Annotated in this window: 20 protein-coding genes; 7 read left to right on the forward strand and 13 right to left on the reverse strand. The window is 68.7% G+C overall.

The window, feature by feature from the left end; translation table 11 throughout:
• Positions 1–31 precede the first annotated feature (31 nt).
• Positions 32–844, forward strand: coding sequence for a DUF4124 domain-containing protein (locus ABIA71_RS08695; protein WP_354284796.1), 813 nt, complete (start codon positions 32–34; stop codon positions 842–844).
• Positions 845–897: 53 nt separating this feature from the next.
• On the forward strand, positions 898–1,665 hold the full coding sequence (locus ABIA71_RS08700; protein WP_354284798.1) for a DUF4124 domain-containing protein: 768 nt from the start codon (positions 898–900) through the stop codon (positions 1,663–1,665).
• Between the two features lie 173 nt (positions 1,666–1,838).
• Here the strand turns inward: ABIA71_RS08700 and ABIA71_RS08705 are convergent, their stop codons facing one another.
• Complete coding sequence (locus tag ABIA71_RS08705) at positions 1,839–2,615, reverse strand: SDR family oxidoreductase (protein WP_354284800.1); 777 nt, start codon at positions 2,613–2,615, stop codon at positions 1,839–1,841.
• Positions 2,616–2,777: 162 nt separating this feature from the next.
• Here ABIA71_RS08705 and ABIA71_RS08710 point away from each other — a divergent pair, with 162 nt between their 5' ends.
• Positions 2,778–2,993, forward strand: coding sequence for a hypothetical protein (locus ABIA71_RS08710; protein ID WP_354284802.1), 216 nt, complete (start codon positions 2,778–2,780; stop codon positions 2,991–2,993).
• 93 nt (positions 2,994–3,086) lie between these two features.
• Here ABIA71_RS08710 and sppA read toward each other — a convergent pair whose 3' ends face one another.
• From sppA to ABIA71_RS08730, 4 genes are all read right to left on the reverse strand, one after another.
• On the reverse strand, positions 3,087–4,991 hold the full coding sequence (gene sppA / locus ABIA71_RS08715) for a signal peptide peptidase SppA (RefSeq protein ID WP_354284804.1): 1,905 nt from the start codon (positions 4,989–4,991) through the stop codon (positions 3,087–3,089).
• 85 nt (positions 4,992–5,076) lie between these two features.
• Positions 5,077–6,447, reverse strand: coding sequence for an MATE family efflux transporter (locus tag ABIA71_RS08720; protein ID WP_354284806.1), 1,371 nt, complete (start codon positions 6,445–6,447; stop codon positions 5,077–5,079).
• Positions 6,448–6,620: 173 nt separating this feature from the next.
• On the reverse strand, positions 6,621–7,196 hold the full coding sequence (locus ABIA71_RS08725) for a DUF3106 domain-containing protein (protein WP_354284808.1): 576 nt from the start codon (positions 7,194–7,196) through the stop codon (positions 6,621–6,623).
• Positions 7,189–8,193 carry a hypothetical protein gene (locus ABIA71_RS08730; RefSeq protein ID WP_354284810.1) on the reverse strand — a complete coding sequence of 335 codons (1,005 nt, stop codon included), beginning with the start codon at positions 8,191–8,193 and terminating at the stop codon, positions 7,189–7,191. The genes ABIA71_RS08725 and ABIA71_RS08730 overlap by 8 nt, the downstream gene beginning before the upstream one ends.
• Positions 8,194–8,688: 495 nt before the next feature.
• On the opposite strand from ABIA71_RS08730, the gene ABIA71_RS08735 reads away from it, so the two are divergent.
• Entirely contained in the window at positions 8,689–10,863 is a 2,175-nt protein-coding gene (locus tag ABIA71_RS08735) for a primosomal protein N' (RefSeq protein WP_502961224.1), read from the forward strand.
• A 33-nt stretch (positions 10,864–10,896) separates the two neighbouring features.
• Here ABIA71_RS08735 and ABIA71_RS08740 read toward each other — a convergent pair whose 3' ends face one another.
• A complete protein-coding gene (locus tag ABIA71_RS08740; RefSeq protein ID WP_354284814.1) occupies positions 10,897–11,517 on the reverse strand; it encodes a glutathione S-transferase family protein in 621 nt (206 codons plus the stop codon).
• 102 nt (positions 11,518–11,619) lie between these two features.
• Between ABIA71_RS08740 and ABIA71_RS08745 the strand changes: the two genes are divergently transcribed.
• Positions 11,620–11,829, forward strand: coding sequence for a hypothetical protein (locus ABIA71_RS08745; RefSeq protein ID WP_354284816.1), 210 nt, complete (start codon positions 11,620–11,622; stop codon positions 11,827–11,829).
• A gap of 18 nt (positions 11,830–11,847) precedes the next feature.
• Here ABIA71_RS08745 and ABIA71_RS08750 read toward each other — a convergent pair whose 3' ends face one another.
• Entirely contained in the window at positions 11,848–12,609 is a 762-nt protein-coding gene (locus ABIA71_RS08750) for an NYN domain-containing protein (RefSeq protein ID WP_038685954.1), read from the reverse strand.
• A gap of 162 nt (positions 12,610–12,771) precedes the next feature.
• On the opposite strand from ABIA71_RS08750, the gene ABIA71_RS08755 reads away from it, so the two are divergent.
• Together ABIA71_RS08755 and ABIA71_RS08760 are read left to right on the forward strand one after the other, a co-directional pair.
• The gene (locus ABIA71_RS08755; RefSeq protein ID WP_354284818.1) at positions 12,772–14,082 is read left to right on the forward strand and encodes an NAD(P)/FAD-dependent oxidoreductase; all 1,311 of its coding nucleotides are present in this window, start codon (positions 12,772–12,774) and stop codon (positions 14,080–14,082) included.
• Positions 14,079–14,342: a hypothetical protein gene (locus tag ABIA71_RS08760; protein ID WP_354284820.1), complete on the forward strand. Its 264-nt coding sequence runs from the start codon at positions 14,079–14,081 to the stop codon at positions 14,340–14,342. Before ABIA71_RS08755 ends, ABIA71_RS08760 begins: the two co-directional genes overlap by 4 nt.
• 12 nt (positions 14,343–14,354) lie before the next feature.
• Here ABIA71_RS08760 and ABIA71_RS08765 read toward each other — a convergent pair whose 3' ends face one another.
• The 6 genes from ABIA71_RS08765 to ABIA71_RS08790 form a co-directional block, all read right to left on the reverse strand.
• The gene (locus ABIA71_RS08765; RefSeq protein ID WP_354284822.1) at positions 14,355–15,518 is read right to left on the reverse strand and encodes a glutathionylspermidine synthase family protein; all 1,164 of its coding nucleotides are present in this window, start codon (positions 15,516–15,518) and stop codon (positions 14,355–14,357) included.
• 68 nt (positions 15,519–15,586) lie between these two features.
• Positions 15,587–16,255 (reverse strand): DUF1190 domain-containing protein, encoded by a 669-nt coding sequence (locus ABIA71_RS08770; protein WP_354284824.1) that lies wholly within the window; start codon positions 16,253–16,255, stop codon positions 15,587–15,589.
• Positions 16,256–16,265: 10 nt separating this feature from the next.
• Positions 16,266–16,676, reverse strand: coding sequence for a DUF350 domain-containing protein (locus ABIA71_RS08775; RefSeq protein ID WP_128097552.1), 411 nt, complete (start codon positions 16,674–16,676; stop codon positions 16,266–16,268).
• Between the two features lie 60 nt (positions 16,677–16,736).
• Positions 16,737–17,396 carry a DUF2491 family protein gene (locus tag ABIA71_RS08780; protein WP_354284826.1) on the reverse strand — a complete coding sequence of 220 codons (660 nt, stop codon included), beginning with the start codon at positions 17,394–17,396 and terminating at the stop codon, positions 16,737–16,739.
• Entirely contained in the window at positions 17,393–18,460 is a 1,068-nt protein-coding gene (locus ABIA71_RS08785; RefSeq protein WP_128097550.1) for a potassium channel family protein, read from the reverse strand. The genes ABIA71_RS08780 and ABIA71_RS08785 overlap by 4 nt, the downstream gene beginning before the upstream one ends.
• Before the next feature lie 16 nt (positions 18,461–18,476).
• Positions 18,477–19,262: a PspA/IM30 family protein gene (locus ABIA71_RS08790; protein WP_128097549.1), complete on the reverse strand. Its 786-nt coding sequence runs from the start codon at positions 19,260–19,262 to the stop codon at positions 18,477–18,479.
• Positions 19,263–19,268 lie beyond the last annotated feature (6 nt).

The raw sequence follows: 19,268 nt of genomic DNA on the forward strand, positions 1-19,268 counted from the left end.
GCCGCCGCCGCTAAAGCCGCACACTGGCCCCATGCACCGAACGACCGCCCTGCGCCTGTCCCTGCTGTTGTGCTGCGCCAGCGCGCCACTGGCCGCGCAGGACGCCGGCAATGTGCGCGTGTACCGGTGCGTGGGCAGCAACGGCGCGGTGTCGCTGCAGGATGCACCCTGCCGCGACGGACGCCAGGAAGTGCGCGACATGCAACGCCCGCGCGACCCTGCCCCGCGCGTGGTGCGCAGCGACCGCGACCCCACCGACACGCCCACGCCGGCTGCACCGCAGCGCGAGGTGCGGCACGTTTACGTGCAGCCGCCACAGCCGTTGTACGAATGCGTGCGCGACGACGGCAGCCGCTATACCAGCGACAGCGGCGAGGGCAATCCGCGCTGGGTGCCGATCTGGACCAGCGTGTACCTGCCGTATGGGCATGGTCACCGCCCCCCGGGCGGCGGTGGACGACCGCCGCCGCGGCCCCTGCCGCCGATCGCGCCGATGGGTGCCGGCGCGGGATCGGGTTCGGTCAGTGCCAGCGGCGGCTCGCTGTCGATCTCCGGCGGTGGCCCGCACGTGGGCGGCAGCCTCAGCGTGGGCAGTGGCAGCACGCATTGGGAAGGCAACCGCGAGGTCTATCCCGGCACCTACACCGACACCGTAGTGCCCACCGGCAACGTACTGGTGCGCGACGCGTGCAACCCGCTGCCGCAGCAAGAAGTGTGTGCACGCCTGCAGGGCCGTCACTGGGAACTGGTACGCCAGTACAACAGTGCGCTGCAGGGACAACGCGACGCGCTCAACCGTGAGCAGCGCAGCGTGGATGCGCGGCTGGAACGCGACTGCCGCTAGCACGTGCTTCAATGCGCACTTCGCTACGCCTTGCCGCTGGTTGCCACGACCCGATGCACATCGCCTCCCTGCCCCTTTCCTCCTTGATGCGCCGTGTCGCGCCGCGCAGCGGCGTGGCAGTGCTCGCGGTGTGGCTGTGCCTGCCCGCGCTGGCATGCGCCGAGGACGTGGTGCTGTTCCGGTGCACCGCCGCCGATGGCGGCCTCACCGTGCAGAATGCGCCCTGCCCGCCGGGCACCCAGCAACGTATCCAGCGTTTCGTCGCGCCGCCCAGCAGCGCCGTACCGGCTGCGCCAACCAGCGCCCCGGTGGCGGCCGCGGTGCCGGCCAGCAGCGATCCGTCCGTTGCCACCGGCACCCTGGCCCACGCGCCGTTGCCGGTGCTGCAGGCCGGCGATGTGCAGACCTCGGTAGAGGCCGAGGGCACGGCCATCCTCGACAGCGACGTGGTGCGCCGACAGGCCGAACAGCAGGCCGAAGCAGACGCCGTGGCCAAACAGCCGCTGCCGGAGATCTACGCCTGCCAGGGCCGCGACGGCGGCGGCTATCTGCACGAACGCGAACCGGCACCGCCGCATTGCGAACTGATGACCGTCACCGGCCTGGGCGGCACCACACCGCTCAATGCGGCCGGGTGCGAAGTGATCCGCGATACGTGCGAGCCCGTCCCCGAAGCACAGCGTTGCAACAGCTGGCAGCAGCGCTTCCGCGATGCGCGCGGACGGGAACGCTTCGCCGCGCCGGAAAACGCGGCCCGGGCCGCGGCCGAACGTGAACGCCTGCAGGCCATCCTCGCCGACAGCGACTGCCCCATCCCGTAACCGTTGGTCGGCTGCGCAGCCCCATCCGGTAGAGCCGACCGTTGGTCGGCTGCGCATCCCCATCCGGTAGAGCCGACCGTTGGTCGGCTGCGCATCCCCATCCGGTAGAGCCGACCGTTGGTCGGCTGCGCTCCAGACCGTTGGTCGGCTGCGCTACCGCACGTGCGTCGGGGTCAGAACCCGTACCGCAGGAACCCACCGTCCACCGCGATGCACTCGCCGGTGACATAACTGGACGCTGGCAGGCACAGGAATCCCACCGCGGCCGCCACTTCCTCGGGCTCGCCGATGCGGCGCATCGGGGTACGGTCGATCACTTCTTCGTAGTAGTCCGGGTCGGACAGGGGCCCCGACGTGCGCCGGGTGCGGATGTACCACGGCGCCACCGCGTTGACCCGGATACCGTCTTCGGCCCATTCCACGGCCAGGTTGCGGGTCATCTGGTGCATGGCCGCCTTGGTCATGCCGTACACCGCGCCGCTGCGCACGTGGGTCAGGCCGGACACGCTGCCCACGTTGACGATCGCCGAGGCGGCGTGCCGGGCCAGCATCGGGTGCGCGTAGCGCGACAGCTCGAAGGCCGAGAACAGGTTGGTCTCGAAAATGCCGCGCCATTCGTCTTCGGTGTATTCGGTGGCCGGCTTGGTGATGTTGCCGCCGGCGTTGTTGATCAGCAGGTGCAGGCCATCGCTGTGGTCTTCGACCCAGTCGAGGATCTCGCGGCGGTCTTCGTCGTCGGAGACGTCGGCGGCCAGGCCATGGATCTCGCGGTCGGGGAAGGCATCCACCAGTTCATCGCGGGCCATTTCCAGTGCATCGGGATCGCGCCCGACGATCAACAGGTCCGCGCCGAAACCGGCCAGTTCCCGGGCAATCGCCAGGCCAATGCCGGCACTTGCACCGGTAATCAAGGCGGTCTGCCCATCCAATCGCCAACGTTGCGCGCTCACCTGTTTCTCCTGCGGGGGACCCTGCCCCGTAATGCAGCGCACTGCACCATGCGGTGCGCTGGACGCAGGATAGCGCAGCCCCTGCACGCGGTCCGCCCCGCATGCACGGCAGCGGCGACGGTGCGACACTGTCCGCCCCGGCCTCACCAAGGTGCGCTTGCCATGAACATCCGTGTCGTCCTGCCGCTGACCGCGCTGCTGGCCCTGGCCGGCTGCAACCGACCGGTTCCACCGGCACCGGACAAACCGCCGGAACCGCAGGCCACCGCACTGCGCGATGCCATCCAGCAGCCGCTGGACAAGGCCAAGGCCGCGCGCGACATGCTGGAAAAGGCGCCGGACACCCGCGCCGCCGACGAAGCGCCCACCGACCGGTAGAGCCACCCCATGGGTGGCTGCGCGCACCCCCGGTTCGGAACCAAAAAAAACCCGGCGTTCGCCGGGTTTTTTCATGGCCTGCGCGTTACCGCATCAAAAGCCGCAGAAGCAATACGCCAGGGCCTTGACCGGTGCGCTGCCGCGCGGATCGCGGGCCGCGTCTTCAACGAAGCGCAACTGCGTATCCAGCTCCGGCATCGAACGGGCCAGCATCAACCGCGCCATGCCCGACTCGCCCAGCATCCACGCACCCGCGTGGCTGCCGGCAAAGCCGCTCATGAACTGCGCGAACGGCGTGGCGCCCTTCTCGATGTAGCGCACGCGGACCTTGTCCACCTCGCCCAGCTTGGCGCGCTTGGCCGCATCGGCAACGGCAGCCTTCAGCCCACCGAATTCGTCGACCAGACCGCGTTCCTTGGCCTGCGCACCGCTCCACACGCGACCGCGGGCGACTTCATCGACCGCCTCGACCGGCTTGTTGCGTGCGTCGGCAACCTTGCCGGTGAAATCGGCGTAGCCCTTGTTGATCACCGACTGGATCACCTGGCCCACGGCCGGGTCCATCGGACGGGTCATGTCGAACGCACCGGCGAAGCGGGTGGTGCCCACGCCATCGGTGTGCACGCCGATCTTGTCCAGCGAACGGGCCACGTTCGGGATCATGCCGAAGATGCCGATCGACCCGGTGATGGTCGACGGATCGGCGTAGATGCGATCGGCGTTCATGCTGATCCAGTACCCACCGGAGGCGGCCAGATCGCCCATCGACACCACCACCGGCTTGCCGGCCGCCTTCAGCGCCACCACTTCGCGACGGATCTGCTCGGAGGCGAACACTTCACCGCCGGGCGAATCCACGCGCAGCACCACCGCCTTCACGTCCTTGTCGTCGCGGGCTTCGCGCAGCAGGGCCGAGGTCGACACGCCACCGACGCGACCGGCCGGCAGGTCCCCACCGGCGATTTCACCGGCGGCCACGATCACCGCCACCTGCGGACGCGAATCCACCGGCGAACGGCGGCTGTCCAGCGCGGACAGGTAGGCATCAAGGTTCACGCTGCGGAAGCCGCCGTCGGCGTCTTCGTCGGCAACGCCGCGGTCGGTCAGCAGGTCTTCGACTTCCTCGCGCGTCTTCAGCCCGTCCACCAGCTTCTGCTGCAGGGCGAACTTGGCCAGGTCACCCCCGGCGGCGGCGATTCCTTCGGGCATGGTGTCGATGCCGGCGGCCAGCTGCGCGGCGTCCAGCTTGCGTGCCTTGGCGATGTCGGCCAGGTAGCGCTGCCACACATCGTTCATCCAGAACAGGTCGGCTTCCTTGGCCTGCGGCGAGGCGGCGTCGAGCACGTACGGCTCGGCGGCGGACTTGTATTCGCCCACCTTGAACAGATGCACGTCCACGCCCAGCTTGTCCTGCAGGCCGGTGCGGAAGTACTGGCGGTAACGGCCAAGGCCTTCCAGCACGACGCCGCCCATCGGGTCCAGGTAGACCTCGTCGGCCTGTGCGGCCAGCAGGTACTGCGACTGGCTCATGTTCTCGCTGAAGGCCACGACCTGCTTGCCGGCGGCGCGCAGTTCCTGCAGCGCGGCGGCCACTTCGCGCATCGAGGCAAAGCCGCTGGGCTGCAGCTTGTCCAGCTCCAGCACCACGCGTTCGATCTTCTTGTCGGTGCGGGCCGCATCCAGCGCGCGGATCATGTCGCGCAGCTGCACTTCCTCGGCGCTGTTGTCACCGATCGCCTTGGACAGCGCGCGGCTGACCGGGTCGGCGCTGAACTGCTCGACCAGCCGGCCTTCCGGCGCGATCACCAGCGTGGTGCGGTCCTGCAGCGCATTGCCGGCGCTGGCCCCCTTGCCCATCGCCACGACGAACAGGATCAGGATCAACAACAGCAGGCCGAAGAAGACCAGGTTGAGGATCAGCCTGCGGGTAAAGTTCATCACATCCCACAGCCCGATGAAGAAGCTGGCGACGGGATTGCGACGCGCGGGTTGGTTCATGGGGAAAACTCCAGTTGGCTTCTTGCCGTAATGCCAGCATAGCCGGTGCCGGGCAGGCCGGCATCGGACACAAGTAAGGGGGCCGTCAGGCGGCGGGCGGCAACGCCAGGCCTACCCGGCGGCTGCTGACGCGCAGGCGCCAGGCCATCAGGATGGCGGCGGCGGTCAGGCCCAGGATCAGGCCCAGCCACATGCCCTGCGGGCCCATGCCCAGGCCAAGGCCCAGACCGGCGCCGAGCGGCATGCCCAGCCCCCAGTAAGAGAACATGGCGATGAACATCGGCACGCGGGTGTCCTTGAGCCCGCGCAACGCGCCGGCCGAGAGCACCTGCACGCCATCGGGGAACTGGAACGCCGCGGCGTACAGCAGCAGCGTGGAGGCCAGCGCGGCCACGCCCATGTCGGCGGTGTACACCCCGACGATGGCGTCATGGCCGAACAGCAGCACCAGTGCGGACAGCGTCTGGGTGCCCAGGATGATCACCAGCCCGGCAATCGCCGCGCGGCGCACGCCCAACCCGTTGCCGCTGCCCACCGCATGGCCCACACGCACGGTGGTGGCTTCGGCCACGCCCATCGGGATCATGAAGCACAGCTGCGCCACGTTGATGGCGATCTGGTGCGAGGCCGCTTCGGTGGCGCCCAGGCGACCGATCAGCAGCGCGGTGACGATGAACAGCCCGCCTTCCATCAACACGGTGATGCCGATCGGCAGGCCGGTCCGCAGCAGGTCCCAGATGGCGGCCCAGCGCGGCAACTCGAAATGCGAGAACAGCTGCAGGTGCGCGAACCGCTTGGTTTTCCACAGGTAGCCGGCAAAGCACAGCGCCTGGATCCACATCATCGTGGCCGAAGCGATGCCCAGCCCCTCGGCGCCCATTTCCGGCATGCCGAACTTGCCGTAGCAGAGGATGTAGCCCAGCGGCGCCAGGATCACCAGGCCACCGAAGCCCAGGATCATGGTCGGCAGCGTCCAGTGCATGCCCTCGCTGAGGTAGCGCATGCAGAAATACAGCGTCAGCGCCGGACCACCCCAACGCACCGCGTGCAGGAACGCCGTGGCGCCGGGCACGATGTCCGGGGCGATGCCGAACGCCGGCAGCAGCGGCGGCACCACCGTGAGGAAGGTGAACATGATCAGGCCCAGCCCGAGCGCCAGCCACAGCGCCTGGCGGAACAGCGGGCCGATCTCACGCTCGCGCCCAGCGCCGTGCAGCTGCGACACCGAGGCGGTGAGCGAGATCAGGGTGCCGATCGGGATCAGCATCGGCAGCCACAGCAGCGCGGTGCCGATGGTGACGGCAGCCAGCGTCTGGGTGCCGTGGTGGCCGGCGATGACGTTGTCGACGAAGGAGATCAGGCCGGTGGAAACATGGCCCAGCACCAGCGGCAGCGCGAGCAGGCCGGTGGCGCGCACTTCCTGGGAAAGGCGCGGCGTAGGAGAAGCGATGGACATGGGGATCACGTACGGCAACTGCGGCAGCGCGCGGAGGGCACAGGCACCGGGTTGCGGCCGGTCATCTTACGCGCGTGGCACGGCAAAACCCACGACCGGGGGTGAATGTGCGGTTTGCGACACCATGACGTTACCGCCGCGCTCGCCCCCGGCGATGCGCGGCGGGGGCATGCTCAGTGCCCGACGTTCTGCTTCAACCAGGCGTCGCGGGCACCCGGGGCGAGCGCGAGGAACTGGCTGCGGACCTGGTCGCGCTCCTGCGGCGGCGTGCGCTGGGCCACCAGACTGAGCTGGGCCAGCTGGTCCAGGCTGAGCTGGCGCAGGATGGCCAGCGCCGGTTCGCGCTGTTCGGCCGGCAGGTAGCCGAACAAGCCCTGCAGCTTGGGGAAGGCCTGGCCCAGTTGCGGTCCCAGCAGCCAACCGTCGCGGAAGCGCTGGTCCTGCGCGTCGAAACGCGCACGCAGCGCCTGCTGCTGGGCCGGTGGCAGCGCGGCCATGCGCTGGGCGGCGTCGCGGATGCGCGCCCGCTCCGGTTCCGGCAGTGCCTGCCAGGCGGCATAGCGGCGGCGCAGTTCCTGCAGTTGGGCCGGGTCGAGTGCGGCGCGGGTGGCTGGAATGGCCGGCGCGGTGGCGGGCGTGGCGACGGCCGTCGTTGTGTCGCGTTCGGGCAACGGCAGCGGTTGCGACGCGGCGTTGGCCAACGCGGGCATGGCCAGCAGCAGCGCCATGCGCAGGAGAAGCTTATTCATCGGTGCTGGTCTCCAGCCCGGCCGCCGCCGCTTCGGGGCGGCTGGGCTGCGGCTGTGATTCATCCACCGGCACCGGCCCGCCGGCGGCCGACCAGGCATACAGGTCGGCATCGCGCGCCAAGGGCAGGTCCGGGTCGGCCAGCATGGCTGCATCGGTGGCGGCATGGGCCGGGTCGGACGGCGCAGTCACGGGCACGTCATCGGCCGGCAGGGCTTCCACCTGTACCGGACCGGCGTCTGCCACGGCGCCGGCGGGCGCGGTGGCGGCCGGGTCGGTCGTGGTGCGCGCATGTTTCCACCAGGCCGCGCCACCCAGCAGCACCCCGGCAGTGACCGCCACGATCAGCAGCCCCTTCCACGGGAATCGGCGCCCGCCCTGACGGCGCGGGCGGGCACGGGCTGGCGTGGCATCGGCCTTGTGCGGGGTACGCCAGGAGGCGGCATCGTGGCTCGCCGGGGTCGGCGCCGCCACCGGCTGCTGCAGCTTCTGCAGGCGTGACAGCGGCAGGTCGCGCAGGCGCTGCTGCACTTCTTCGGCCAGTGCGCGCCAGCCGGCCGCATCGGGATGGCCGTGCGCATCGCGCGGGCAGGCATCGGCCAGCGCCTGCTGGTAGTCGGCCACGGGCAGGTCGAGGATCTGGGCCGCGGCCGCTTCATCCAGCCCGCCGCCGATGCGCAGCAGCAGCGCCAGCCGTGCCGGCGGCGGCAGGGCCTGCAGGTGGCCAAGCCCGGCCGCCCAGCGCCCGCCCTCGGCCGGCATGCGGATGGGGGTGCGGTGGGCCAGCAGGATCCAGAATCGGTCGGGCCATTGCGCCATCGGCACATCGCTGGCGATACCGGCGAACGCCCGCATCACGGCCACCAGGGCCTGTTCGGCCACGGCCGGGTCACCGCACTGCAGCTCGGCCACCACCAGGGCGCGGCGCTCAACGCCGCGCAGGAACGCCGACAGCGCGCCGGCTGCGGTTGAAGAAAGGGGGGCCGTCGCAGCCGTCATAGCAACTCCATCATTTGCGGAAATGATAGCGATTGCGCGGCCGATCCGGCGTGCCGATATAGGCAGCGTGTGAAGACGGGGCAGCCAGATTGCTGCTGTGACGGGCGCAGGTTGTGCACAGCATCAAGGAAAACCCAGGTGCAACCGGGTGTGATAGCCGTGCGATGCATGTTTCAGCTTTGTTTCACAGCTATCTTGTTGAATTTTATGGATATAGTTGTGTGGCTATTTTTTGACCAAGTTGAGGGAGAGGTCGGAACTTCCTGACGCACGGCCCGGAGATCGAGAGTGGCGCACAGACTTATCCACAGAAGATGTGGATAAGCCTGAATCTCTCGACGGGACAGATATTTAGCCGCTATTTAGGTTCGCGCAGAGAGATCCGGAGGCGTGTTCATGGTCGCTGTCGGGGCGGGAACGGGCCGCTACACTGCTGCGATGCCCAGTTCCGATCCGGCCCCCACCCTGTCGCTGACCGGTGGCCCCACGCCCCAGCTGAATGCGCCGACCGTGCAGGTGGCGCTGCCGCTGCCCCTGCCCCAGTGGTTCGATTACGCCCCGCCGCCGGGCGAGCCGCCGCATGCCGGCATGGTCGGGCGCCGGGTGCGGGTACCGTTCGGCTCGCGCGAGCTGGTCGGGGTGGTGGCGGGCATCGGCGTGGTGGCCGATGGCGGCACGCTGCGCACCGCGCTGGACTGGATCGATGCCGAACCGCTGCTGGGCGGCGAGCTGTGGACCTCGCTGCAGTGGCTGGCGCGCTATACCCACGCCCCGCTGGGCGAGGTGGTCAGCACCGCGCTGCCGGCGCCGCTGCGACGTGGCGAGGCGGTACCCGACACCCACCGCTGGGGCTGGCAGCTGACCGCCGACGGCCACGCGCAGCGCGCGCGCCTGCGTGCCGGCACCCGCCCGCAGCGGTTGGGCGCGCTGCTGGCCGAGGGCGTGGTTGATGAAGACGTGCTGGACGCGCGCATGGACGACTGGCGCAGCGCCGCCCGTGCACTGGCCAAGCGCGGCGTGGTCGAGCGGATCGCGCTGGACCATCAGGTGCCGGTTGCGCAGGCCAGCGCCGGACCACCGCCCAACCCCGAGCAGGCGGCCGCGATCGCGGCGATCACCGGCGCCCGCGGCTTCGGCGCCTATCTGCTGGACGGGGTGACCGGCAGCGGCAAGACCGAGGTGTACCTGCAGGCCATCGTGGACTGCCTGGCACGCGGCCGGCAGGCGCTGGTGCTGGTGCCGGAAATCGGCCTGACCCCGCAGACGTTGTCGCGCTTCCGTACCCGCCTGGGTATTCCGGTGCACGTGCTGCATTCGGGCCTGAACGATAACGAGCGCGCACGCGTATGGGCTGCCGCATCGCGCGGCGAAGCGCAGGTGATCGTGGGCACGCGCTCGGCGATCTTCACCCCGTTGCCCAACGCCGGGCTGATCGTGGTGGATGAAGAACACGACGGCAGCTACAAGCAGCAGGACGGCATCCGCTACCACGCGCGCGACTTCGCGCTGGTGCGGGCCAAGGCGCTGGACGTGCCGGTGGTGCTGGGCAGTGCCACGCCGTCGCTGGAATCGCTGCACAACGCGCAGGCCGGCCGTTACACCCACCTGCGCCTGAAAGTGCGCGCCGGCGATGCACGCCCGCCGCGGGTGCGGGTGCTGGACGTGCGCAAGCGACCGCTGCGCGATGGGCTGTCGCCGGAAGTGCTGCAGGGCATTGCCGAGCACCTGCAGGCCGGCCACCAGGTGCTGGTGTTCAAGAACCGCCGCGGCTATGCGCCGGTGCTGCTGTGCCACGACTGCGGCTGGACCGCGCCGTGCCAGCGCTGCGACGCGCCGATGACCGTGCACGCCGGCGGCCGCCGCCTGCAGTGCCACCATTGCGGCGCACGCCAGTCCGCGCCGTTGGCCTGCCCCGATTGCGGCAGCCTGGCACTTCAGCCGCAGGGCATCGGCACCGAGCGCCTTGAAGAACACCTGGTCGACGCCTTCGCCGACTACCCGGTGATCCGCATCGACCGCGGCACCACCAGCCGTCGCGATGCGCTGGAAACCCAACTGGCGGCGCTGGGCGACCGGGCCGGGATCCTGGTCGGCACGCAGATCCTGGCCAAGGGCCACGACCTGCCGAAGCTGACGCTGGTGGTGGTGGTGGGTATCGATGAGGGCCTGTTCTCGGCCGATTTCCGCGCCAGCGAGAAGCTGGCCCAGCAGTTGATCCAGGTGGCCGGGCGCGCGGGGCGCGCCACCGATCCGGGCGAGGTATGGCTGCAGACCCACCACCCCGGGCACCCGCTGCTGGAGACGCTGGTCAATGGCGGTTATCACGCCTTTGCCGACGCGGAGTTGCAGCAGCGCGAAGCGGCGGGCTTTCCACCGTTCGCGCACCTGGCGCTGCTGCGCGCCGAGTCGCAGCAGGTGGAGCATGCCAACGCGATGCTGAGCGCGGTGCGCGGGCTGATTCCCGACGATGCCGCGGTGGAGCGTTACGGCCCGATGCCGGCACCGATGCCGCGTCGCGCCGGGTACCAGCGCACGCAGTTGTTGCTGTCCGCGCCGGCCCGCCGGCCGCTGCACGGCGTGCTGGACCTGATCACCCCGCAGATCCACGCGCTGCCGCAGGCACGCAAGGTGCGCTGGTCGCTGGATGTGGATCCGACGGACCTGTACTAGGGCGGTGTGCGGACCCACGGTCCGCACGGCATCTCAGGTCAGCGCGGTCATGACGCCGCGCTGGTAGGCCGGCCGCTGCTTGAGGCACTCGTACCAGGCCGCCAGGTGCGGCAACTGCGGGCGCTGGATCGGCATTTCGAACCAGGCATAGATGAAGGCGCCCAGCGGGATATCGCCCATGGCGAAGTCGTCGCCGGACAACCACGGCTGCCGCGACAACGTATCGTCGACCATGGCCAGCAGCTCGCCCGAGCGCACCAGCGCGGTGGCGATACGCGCTTCATCGCGGTCGGCCGGCGCGGTGCGCAGGGTGCCCCAGAACAGGTCGCGGAACACGCCCGAAAACGCGGAGGTGGTCCAGTCCATCCATTTCTCCGACTGCGCGCGTGCCACCACGTCTTCGGGGTACAGCGTGCCCAGCGCGTAACGCGCGGCCAGGTAACGCACGATGGTGTTGGATTCCCACAGCGGCAGGCCGTGGTCTTCGATCAACGGCACCAGGCCGTTGGGGTTCATCGCCCGGTATTCCGGCGACTGCGTGCCGCCAAACGCACCGCCGACCTGGATCGACTCGTAGGGCACGGCGATTTCCTCGGCACACCAGAGGACTTTGCGCACGTTGCTCGAATTGTGGCGGCCCCAGATCTTCAGCATGGTTGGTTTCCCGGTTCGGACAGAAGCGGCGCCACAGCGCCGCGCGGTGGCGCTACGATACGCCGGTCGGCGGCCTGGCCGTCACCTCATGGACGAAATGCAATGTTTGCGCAGATCCTCGAAATCAGTCTGTTGTGCCTGGGTATCGTGCTGCTGGTCGTAGGCTACCGCCGTCATCATCGCAACCTGATGCTGGCCGCCGCGCTGGTGCTGATGTCGTTCGGCACGCTGCAGGATTTTGGCCGCGGTTTCATCGACGGCTACCAGCAGTCCGATGCGCGCACGCTGTCGGTGGTGCAGGCCATCCGCTGACCGGCACCCCGCCCTGCCTTACTTGGCCGCCTTGGCTGCGCCCTTCTTTGGCAGCGCGCGCACGTAGGTGGATTTGCCGTCTTTCTTCATCTCGAACAAGCCGGTGGCGGCCAGCAGTTCGCTGAGCTTGCCGTAGCCGTAGTTGCGCGAATCGAACGAGGCCTGGTTGCCGATCTGGCTGCCCACCGGGCCCAGGTGCGACCAGCCATCGTCGGCTTCGGCCGAGGCCACCGCGCTGCGCAGCATCTGCACCAGGCGGGTGTCGCTGCGCAGCTCGGGGCCACTCTTGCGCGGCCGGGTTTCCTCGTTGCCGTGCTCGACCTCCGGGTCTGCCGCCAGGTCCTGTCCCAGCGCTTCCAGGTAGGTGAACTTGGAGCAGGCATTGACGAAGGGCTCGGGGGTTTTCTTCTCGCCGAATCCGTACACCTTGACCCCGTCGGTAAGCAGGCGCATCACCAGCGGGGTGAAGTCGGCATCGCTGGATACGATCGCAAACCCGTCCAGGTTGCGTGCGTACAGCAGGTCCATGCCATCGATCACCATGGCCATGTCCGAGGCGTTCTTGCCCCGGCTGTAGGCGAACTGCTGGATCGGGCGGATCGCATAGGCATGCAGCACCGATTCCCAGCCTTTCAGCGCGGGGCTCTTCCAGTTGCCGTAGGCGCGGCGCACGTTGGCCACGCCATAGCGCGCCACCTCGGCCAGCACCACGTCGATCTTCGACGACGGCGCGTTGTCGGCATCGATCAGCAGGGCGATGCGCTTTTCCGGTTCGGTCATGTCAGCCTCCAGAGCGATGCGACCACGGCCGCCTGCCAGCGCGACGGCCCCTGAACCCAGTATCTGTCATCGGCGTGAACATCGTGCTTCACGTGCGACGATATGCCGCGTCGACCATGAACCCATGGGCCGGACGGCCGGCCCCCGCCAAGGAGTCCTTGCATGACCCGCGATACCCTGCCCCACCTGGTGATCATCGGTGGAGGCTTCGCCGGCCTCTGGGCCACCCGGGCATTGGCCAGCGCGCGCGTGCGCATCACCCTGGTAGACCGTCGCAACCACCATCTGTTCCAGCCGCTGCTGTACCAGGTGGCCACTGCCGGGTTGTCCGCGCCGGATATCGCCGCGCCGCTGCGCCACATCCTGGGCGACCAGCGCAACGTGGAAGTGCGCCTGGGCGAAGTGACCTCGATCGACAAGCAGACCCGGCAGATCACCCTGGCCGATGGCAGCCACCTGGGCTACGACACGCTGATGCTGTGCACCGGCGCCACCCACGCCTACTTCGGCCACGACGAATGGGCCGCCGATGCGCCCGGGCTGAAGACCCTGGACGATGCCATCGCGCTGCGCCGCAAGCTGCTGCTGGCCTTCGAGCGCGCCGAGGCCGAGCCCGATCCGGCCCGCAAGGCGGCCTGGCTCAGCTTTGCGGTGGTCGGCGGCGGCCCCACCGGCGTGGAACTGGCCGGCACCCTGGCCGAGATCGCCCGGCATACCCTGCGCAACGAATTCCGCCACATCGACCCGGCCAGCGCCAAGGTGCGCCTGGTGGAAGCCGGCCCGCGGGTGCTGTCGACCTTCCCCGAGGTACTGTCGCTGAAGGCGCGCCGCCAGCTCGAAAAGCTGGGCGTGGAAGTGCTGACCGGTACGCCGGTGAGCGACATCAATGGCGACGGCTTCCAGCTGGGCGACCAGTTCGTGCCGGCGCGCACCGTGGTGTGGGCCGCCGGCGTGGCCGCCTCGCCGCTGGCACGCACGCTGGCGGTGCCACTGGACCGCGCCGGCCGCGTGCCTGTCCAGCCCGACTTGACCATCGAGGGCCACCCGGAGATTTTCGTCGCCGGCGACCTGGCCGCGCTCAGCCAGGCCGACGGCCGGCCGGTGCCCGGCGTTGCCCCGGCCGCCAAGCAGATGGGCAAGCACGTGGCGGCGATCATCCGCGCACGGCTGGACAACACACCGGCGCCGGGCCCGTTCAAGTACCAGGACTTCGGCAACTTGGCCACGATCGGGCGCATGGCGGCCATCGTGCACCTGGGCAGGCTGCAGTTGTCCGGCGTGCTGGCCTGGTGGTTCTGGCTGGCCGCGCACGTGTTCTTCCTGATCGGCTTCCGCAACCGCATCGTGGTGCTGCTCAACTGGGCGGTGGCGTACTGGAGCTACCAGCGCAGCGCGCGGATCATCTTCGGGGATGATCGCGAGGACCGCAGGCCGAAGCTGCCCAGCGACACTCCGCCGCCGCCCTCGCCATGAGCAACCGCGAAACCTGTCCGCGTTGCGCGGCCGTGTTCGACAGCCGAAAGGCATTGGTGCGCAGCGGTGTGCCGATGTTCTTCAACGCGATCACCCCGCGCCACGTGCAGATGCAGGTGCGGTGTCCGAACTGCGGGCACCACTTCGCTGCCCGTGAACTGCGCCTGTTCGGCGTGCTGTCAGCGGAGGGGTTGCGCTGGGTCCTGGTGGGCATCTTGGTGGTGTGCGTGCTGCTGGTGTTCGTGCTGCCGCCGCGTTAGGTCGCGGCGTGCTCAGAGGATGGCGTGCGGGACGAAGCGCGAGGTGTTCTGCGTGATCAGCGTGGCATCTTCGCGGATGCCGATCCCGGCGGCGGTATCGCCGATCACCCAGGAACCGACCAGCGGGTAATTGCCCTCGAAGCACGGCAACGGGTGGTAGGCCTGCATGATCGCCGGACCATCGTCGTAGGGACCGTCGGTTTCCAGCGTGGTGCCGTCGGGCAGCGCAATACGGATGTTGGCGCCCTCACGCGACAGCAGCGGCTTGCGGACCCAACCCGCTGCCGGGACAGCGCCGGCGTCGGCGAAATGTGCGGGCAGCAGGTTCGGATGCCCGGCATGGCGCTCCCATAGCAGGGCCAGCACGCCCTTGTTGCTGAGCACCGCCTTCCAGGCCGGTTCGATGAGCTGCATGCGCCGCGTGGTCAGCGCCGGTCCGAAGCGCTCTTCCATCATGAATTCGAGGGGATAGAGCTTGAACAGCGTCTGGATCACGTTGTCCTCGTCGTCGGTGAACCAGCCCTCGCCCGATACCCCGATGTCTTCGATCACCACCTCACGCGTGGTGATGCCCACCTGATGCGCGCAGTCGCGCAGGTAGCGCACGGTGGCGCGGTCTTCCTCGGAGTCGCGCACCGCCGAGACATGCAGGGCCGACCCGATCAGACGGTGCTGGGCCAGCGTGGCCAGCGCTTCAAGCAGCTTCTCCTGGATGCTGTTGTACTGGTCCGCATGGCCCGGCAACTGCCCGGCCCGGATCTGGTCTTCCAGCCACAGCCATTGGAAATAGGCGCCTTCGTACAGCGATGTGGGGGTGTCGTACTGCAGCTCCAGCAGCTTGGCCGGGCCGGTGCCCGCATAGCTCAGGTCCATGCGCGCATACAGGTGCGGATCGCGCTGGCGCCAGGACGTGGCGATCCAGTCCCAGTACTGCGGCGCGATGTTGAGCCGGGTCAGCAGGGCCTCCGATTCAACCACCTCGGACACCAGTTCCAGCGCCATGTCGTGCAGTGCCTCGGTGGGCGCTTCGATGTCCTCTTCAATCTGCGCGAGCGAGAATTGGTAGTACGCCGTTTCGTCCCAGTAGCGCTCGCCGTCGATGGTGTGGAAATGGAAGCCCAGGCCTTCGGCCTGGTCGCGCCAGTCGGGGCGCTCGTCAATCAGGATTCGTTTCACGGCGTGCAGCCCTGCGGACAGCGGAAGGGACGCGCCCCGGCACGTGCAGGGGCGCGGAGAAGCATCGCTCAACCGCCGTAGCTGCGGCCGCCGCTGTAGTTGCTGCGCGAACTGCTGAAGCTGCTGCGCGCAGCCGACGACGAGCCAAAGCCCGAGCGCGACACGCTCACCGCCCGCGCCGGCACGTTGGTATTGCCCGCATCGCCGTACACGCGGCCGGCGCGATCGGTGGTGGCCTCGCCATTCGGGCGGCGGTATTCACCGCTGCGGTAATCGCGGTACAGCGGCGAACTGCCCCCCACCCTGCGGTACACGCCGCCCCCACTGCCACTGCTGCTGCCGCTGCGGCAGCCCTGTGCGTCGGGATAGCGTTGGCAGTCCGTGCGCGACGCACCGGAGACCAGGCTGCTGGCCGCGTAGCCGAGCAGGAACCCGGTCATCGGTGGTACCCAGCTGGACGTGCCGTCCGCGCTGCGCACTTCGGTGCAGCCGCCGAACTGGTCGTTGCACTGGGCGCGGTCGGCGAACTGCGGGGCAACGCGCTGGTGGTCGGCCAGGGCCTTCTGGTAAGCGGCGTGGCACTCGTCCTTGGGCACGTCGGTCTGGTAGTCACACTGCGATTCTGTCTGCAGGACCAGGCCCGTGTTGGCCGGCTCTTCGCAGCCGCTGAGCAGCAACACCGCCGGGGCGGCGGCCACCATCAGGGTCAGGCGCAGATTGGAGGAACGCTTCTTCATTGGCGTCTCCTTACGGGACCATCGCGGCGGAATTGACCAGGCCCACCGCAATGGCCACGCCCGCGGAGAACCAGCCGGCCGCTTCGTTGCCGGCATCGATCTGGTCCGGACCGCGACGGGTGATGATCGCGCGGGAGATGCCGAAGGCCACCAGCTGCATGACGGCCGCGATGCCACCCCAGATGGCCGCGTCCAGCAGCGATACCGAATTGCTGATCACCGCATTGAGCGGCAGCGCCAGACCGATCATCGCGCCGGCCATGCCAACGCCCGCGGCCTTGTTGCCGGCGCGGATCAGGGTGATTTCCTTGTGCGGGGTCACCAGCGTGACCACGGTGATGGCCAGCAGCAGAATCAGCAGGCCAACGCCGGCGAAGGCGCAGAAGGCGAGGAAAGAGTGTCCATTGATGACGTACTGCATGCGAGCGTGTCCTTGCGGGTTGGGTAGGGGTGAGGTGCGGCGATGGCCGCGACAGGCGTATCAGGTGATCTGGAAATCTTCAGTGCCCAGGTCCACGCCCACCGCATAGGTGATGCAGAACTCGGTGGGACCGCTGTCTTCGGCAGTGATGAGCAGGAATTCATCGCGCGCCAGTTCAGGCACGTGCCGCTGGTACATCATGGCGTAGTGGGTCAGGTCGCCGTCCTGGCGTGCAGGCGTGTAGCGGTAAAGCGTTTCGTCGAACACCATCGGCGGAATCCGCGCGGCGGCCGTCGTATTGATCTGCCGCTGCCAGCGCTTGCCGGCGTAGTCGATCTCCGCCGCGCCCAGGTGGGCATGTTCCAGGATGAAGGCCTGGAAGGCGTGCTTGTTCGGCGGGTTGACGGTCTCGGCGAAACAGAACGCCATCAGCCCGTCCACATCACCGCCCACGGTCTGCACCATCAGGTAGGCATCATCATCGACGTAGCAGCGGTGCTGGACCGTGCCGTCACCCAGATCGATCTGGCCGATGCAGGGGATGCCCTGGTACCCCTCGGGCAGTTCGCCCAGCATCGCGCCGGGCGCCACCTGGTACATGGTGCGGTCGAAGGTGATGTGGGCACCGATGCGCACGCCCAGCGGCAACGGAAAGCGGAAGGCGCTGGCGGGCGCCGGCGGCGGCGCGGGGCTGCCGAACAGTTTGTTGAACAGGCTCATGCGGTCGCGGTTGCCCGATGCTGGGCCGCCGCGCTCAGTACACGCGCGGCATCCAGGCGCGTATTGCGCAGGTAATAAAGGATGTCGCCGGGCTGTACGCGGGTCGACTCGGGGGGATTGAGCGTCGGGCTGCCGCCCTTGGGGCAGTAGCCAAGCAGATTGGCGCGCTGGGAGCGGAATGCGTCGATCAGGGCGGCATAGTCCGACGGTGCGCCGTCGGGTACGGTCACGCTGAACTGGGTCATGCCCACGTCGCCCGCGCACAGCATGTCCATGGTCAGTGCAGAGGTACCCGGATCCTGTGCGGCACGGGCCATGATGTCGGCGGTGAGCGGCCGGGTCACTTCAATGGCCGGGTAGTGGGTCAGCACCAGCCGCGCCGGCGGCGCGGATTCGAAGTAGGCCACCACCGGGCACACCAGCGACAACGAGCCTACCGCCATGGTGGCGGCGATGGCCTGGTCATCGTTGGGGCAATACACCAGCACCCGGCCCGCCGTGGCCAGCGAGGCACGCCCGTACACGCCGGGATCGGCATAGCTGGGCACATCGATGTACCGCACCAGCCCGTTGTTCGGGTACGGGTGTTCGGCCAGACCAGCGGCGACGATCACGATGCCTTCGTCATCGGTGGTGGTATCGGTGAGCAGCAGTTCGACCAGGCGCGCGGACTCCGCGCCGCGCCAGCCCACCAGCACGCTGTGGCCGGCCATGTCGTAGGCCATCTTTCCCATGTGGTGCCTCTTCCAGAATGCCAGCAACGCGCCGCTCAGCTTGGCCAGCGTTGCGGCGAAGGTGGCCACCGCCAGCGGCATCACCAGCAGTGCGGTGATGTAGCGCCCAGCGGTAGAGCCGGGCGACAGATCGCCGTAGCCGATGGTGGTGGCGGTGGTGACGTAGAAATACAGGAAGGCATGCCAGTCGCTGAGCTTTTCCTCGCCGGCCAGGGCCAGCAGGCACCAGCTGGCCAGCATGTGCAGCAGCAGCACCGCCAGCAGCACCGGCCAGCTGACCCGGCGGATGTGCAGGCGGAACGAACTGGCCAGCCGCTGGATCAGGAACATGGCCTGCCTCCGTGGTTCAGTTGTGGCTGTCGCGCGGGGTGATCACCCCGACCAGCACATCGCCATCGGCGACCGGCACGGTGCCCGGCAGCAGGCCGGCGCTCTGCTGCGGCAGCTGCCTGGGCTGCTTGAAACGGGCCAGCACCGCCGCGGCACTGGACGAATCCTCCAGCAGTCCGGCGGCGGCCAGCTTGCGGTTGAGGTCGCCATCGCCGGCATCGGTTTCCAGCTCTTCGGCCGCCAGCATCTGCGCGCCCTGCTGGGCTTGGCGGGCCTTGATCCGTTCCAGCGAGCCCAGCGCCGAAGACATCTTGCTGTTGGTGCCGGAGTGGCGCGCGGCAATGGCCGCCTGGGCACGCTGCACGGTGTCGGTGGCCTTGACCTGGTCGACCTGGGCGCGCATCTGCTTCAGGCGCGACTCGGTCTTGGACACGGTAGCGCGCAGGGTGGCGATGCTCTGGTCCAGGTGCCCCTTGGACTCGCGGGCAGCATTCTGTTCGGTCTCCAGCGGTGCCATCTTTTCCGCCACCTGCAGGGCCAGCGCTTCATCGCCCTTGGCCAGCGCGCCTTCGATGTAGCGGCTGTACTCGGCGATCTTGCGGTCGCGCGCGCCGATCTCGTTCTCGCTCAGCTTGGACTGGCCCATCAACCTGGCCAGGTCGACCTTGGACCGGTCCAGTTGGGTGGCGGCGTCGCGGATCTCCTGGTCCAGGATGGTCAGGGCCTTGGCGTCGACGATCTTCTCGCCGGCCTCGTGTGCGGTGCCGCGGAACAGGGTCACCAGCTTTCCAAAAATGCTCATCGGGTC

It is taken from the genome of Stenotrophomonas sp. 2619, from assembly GCF_040548725.1.
GTDB classification, from domain to species: Bacteria; Pseudomonadota; Gammaproteobacteria; order Xanthomonadales; family Xanthomonadaceae; genus Stenotrophomonas; species Stenotrophomonas maltophilia_AP.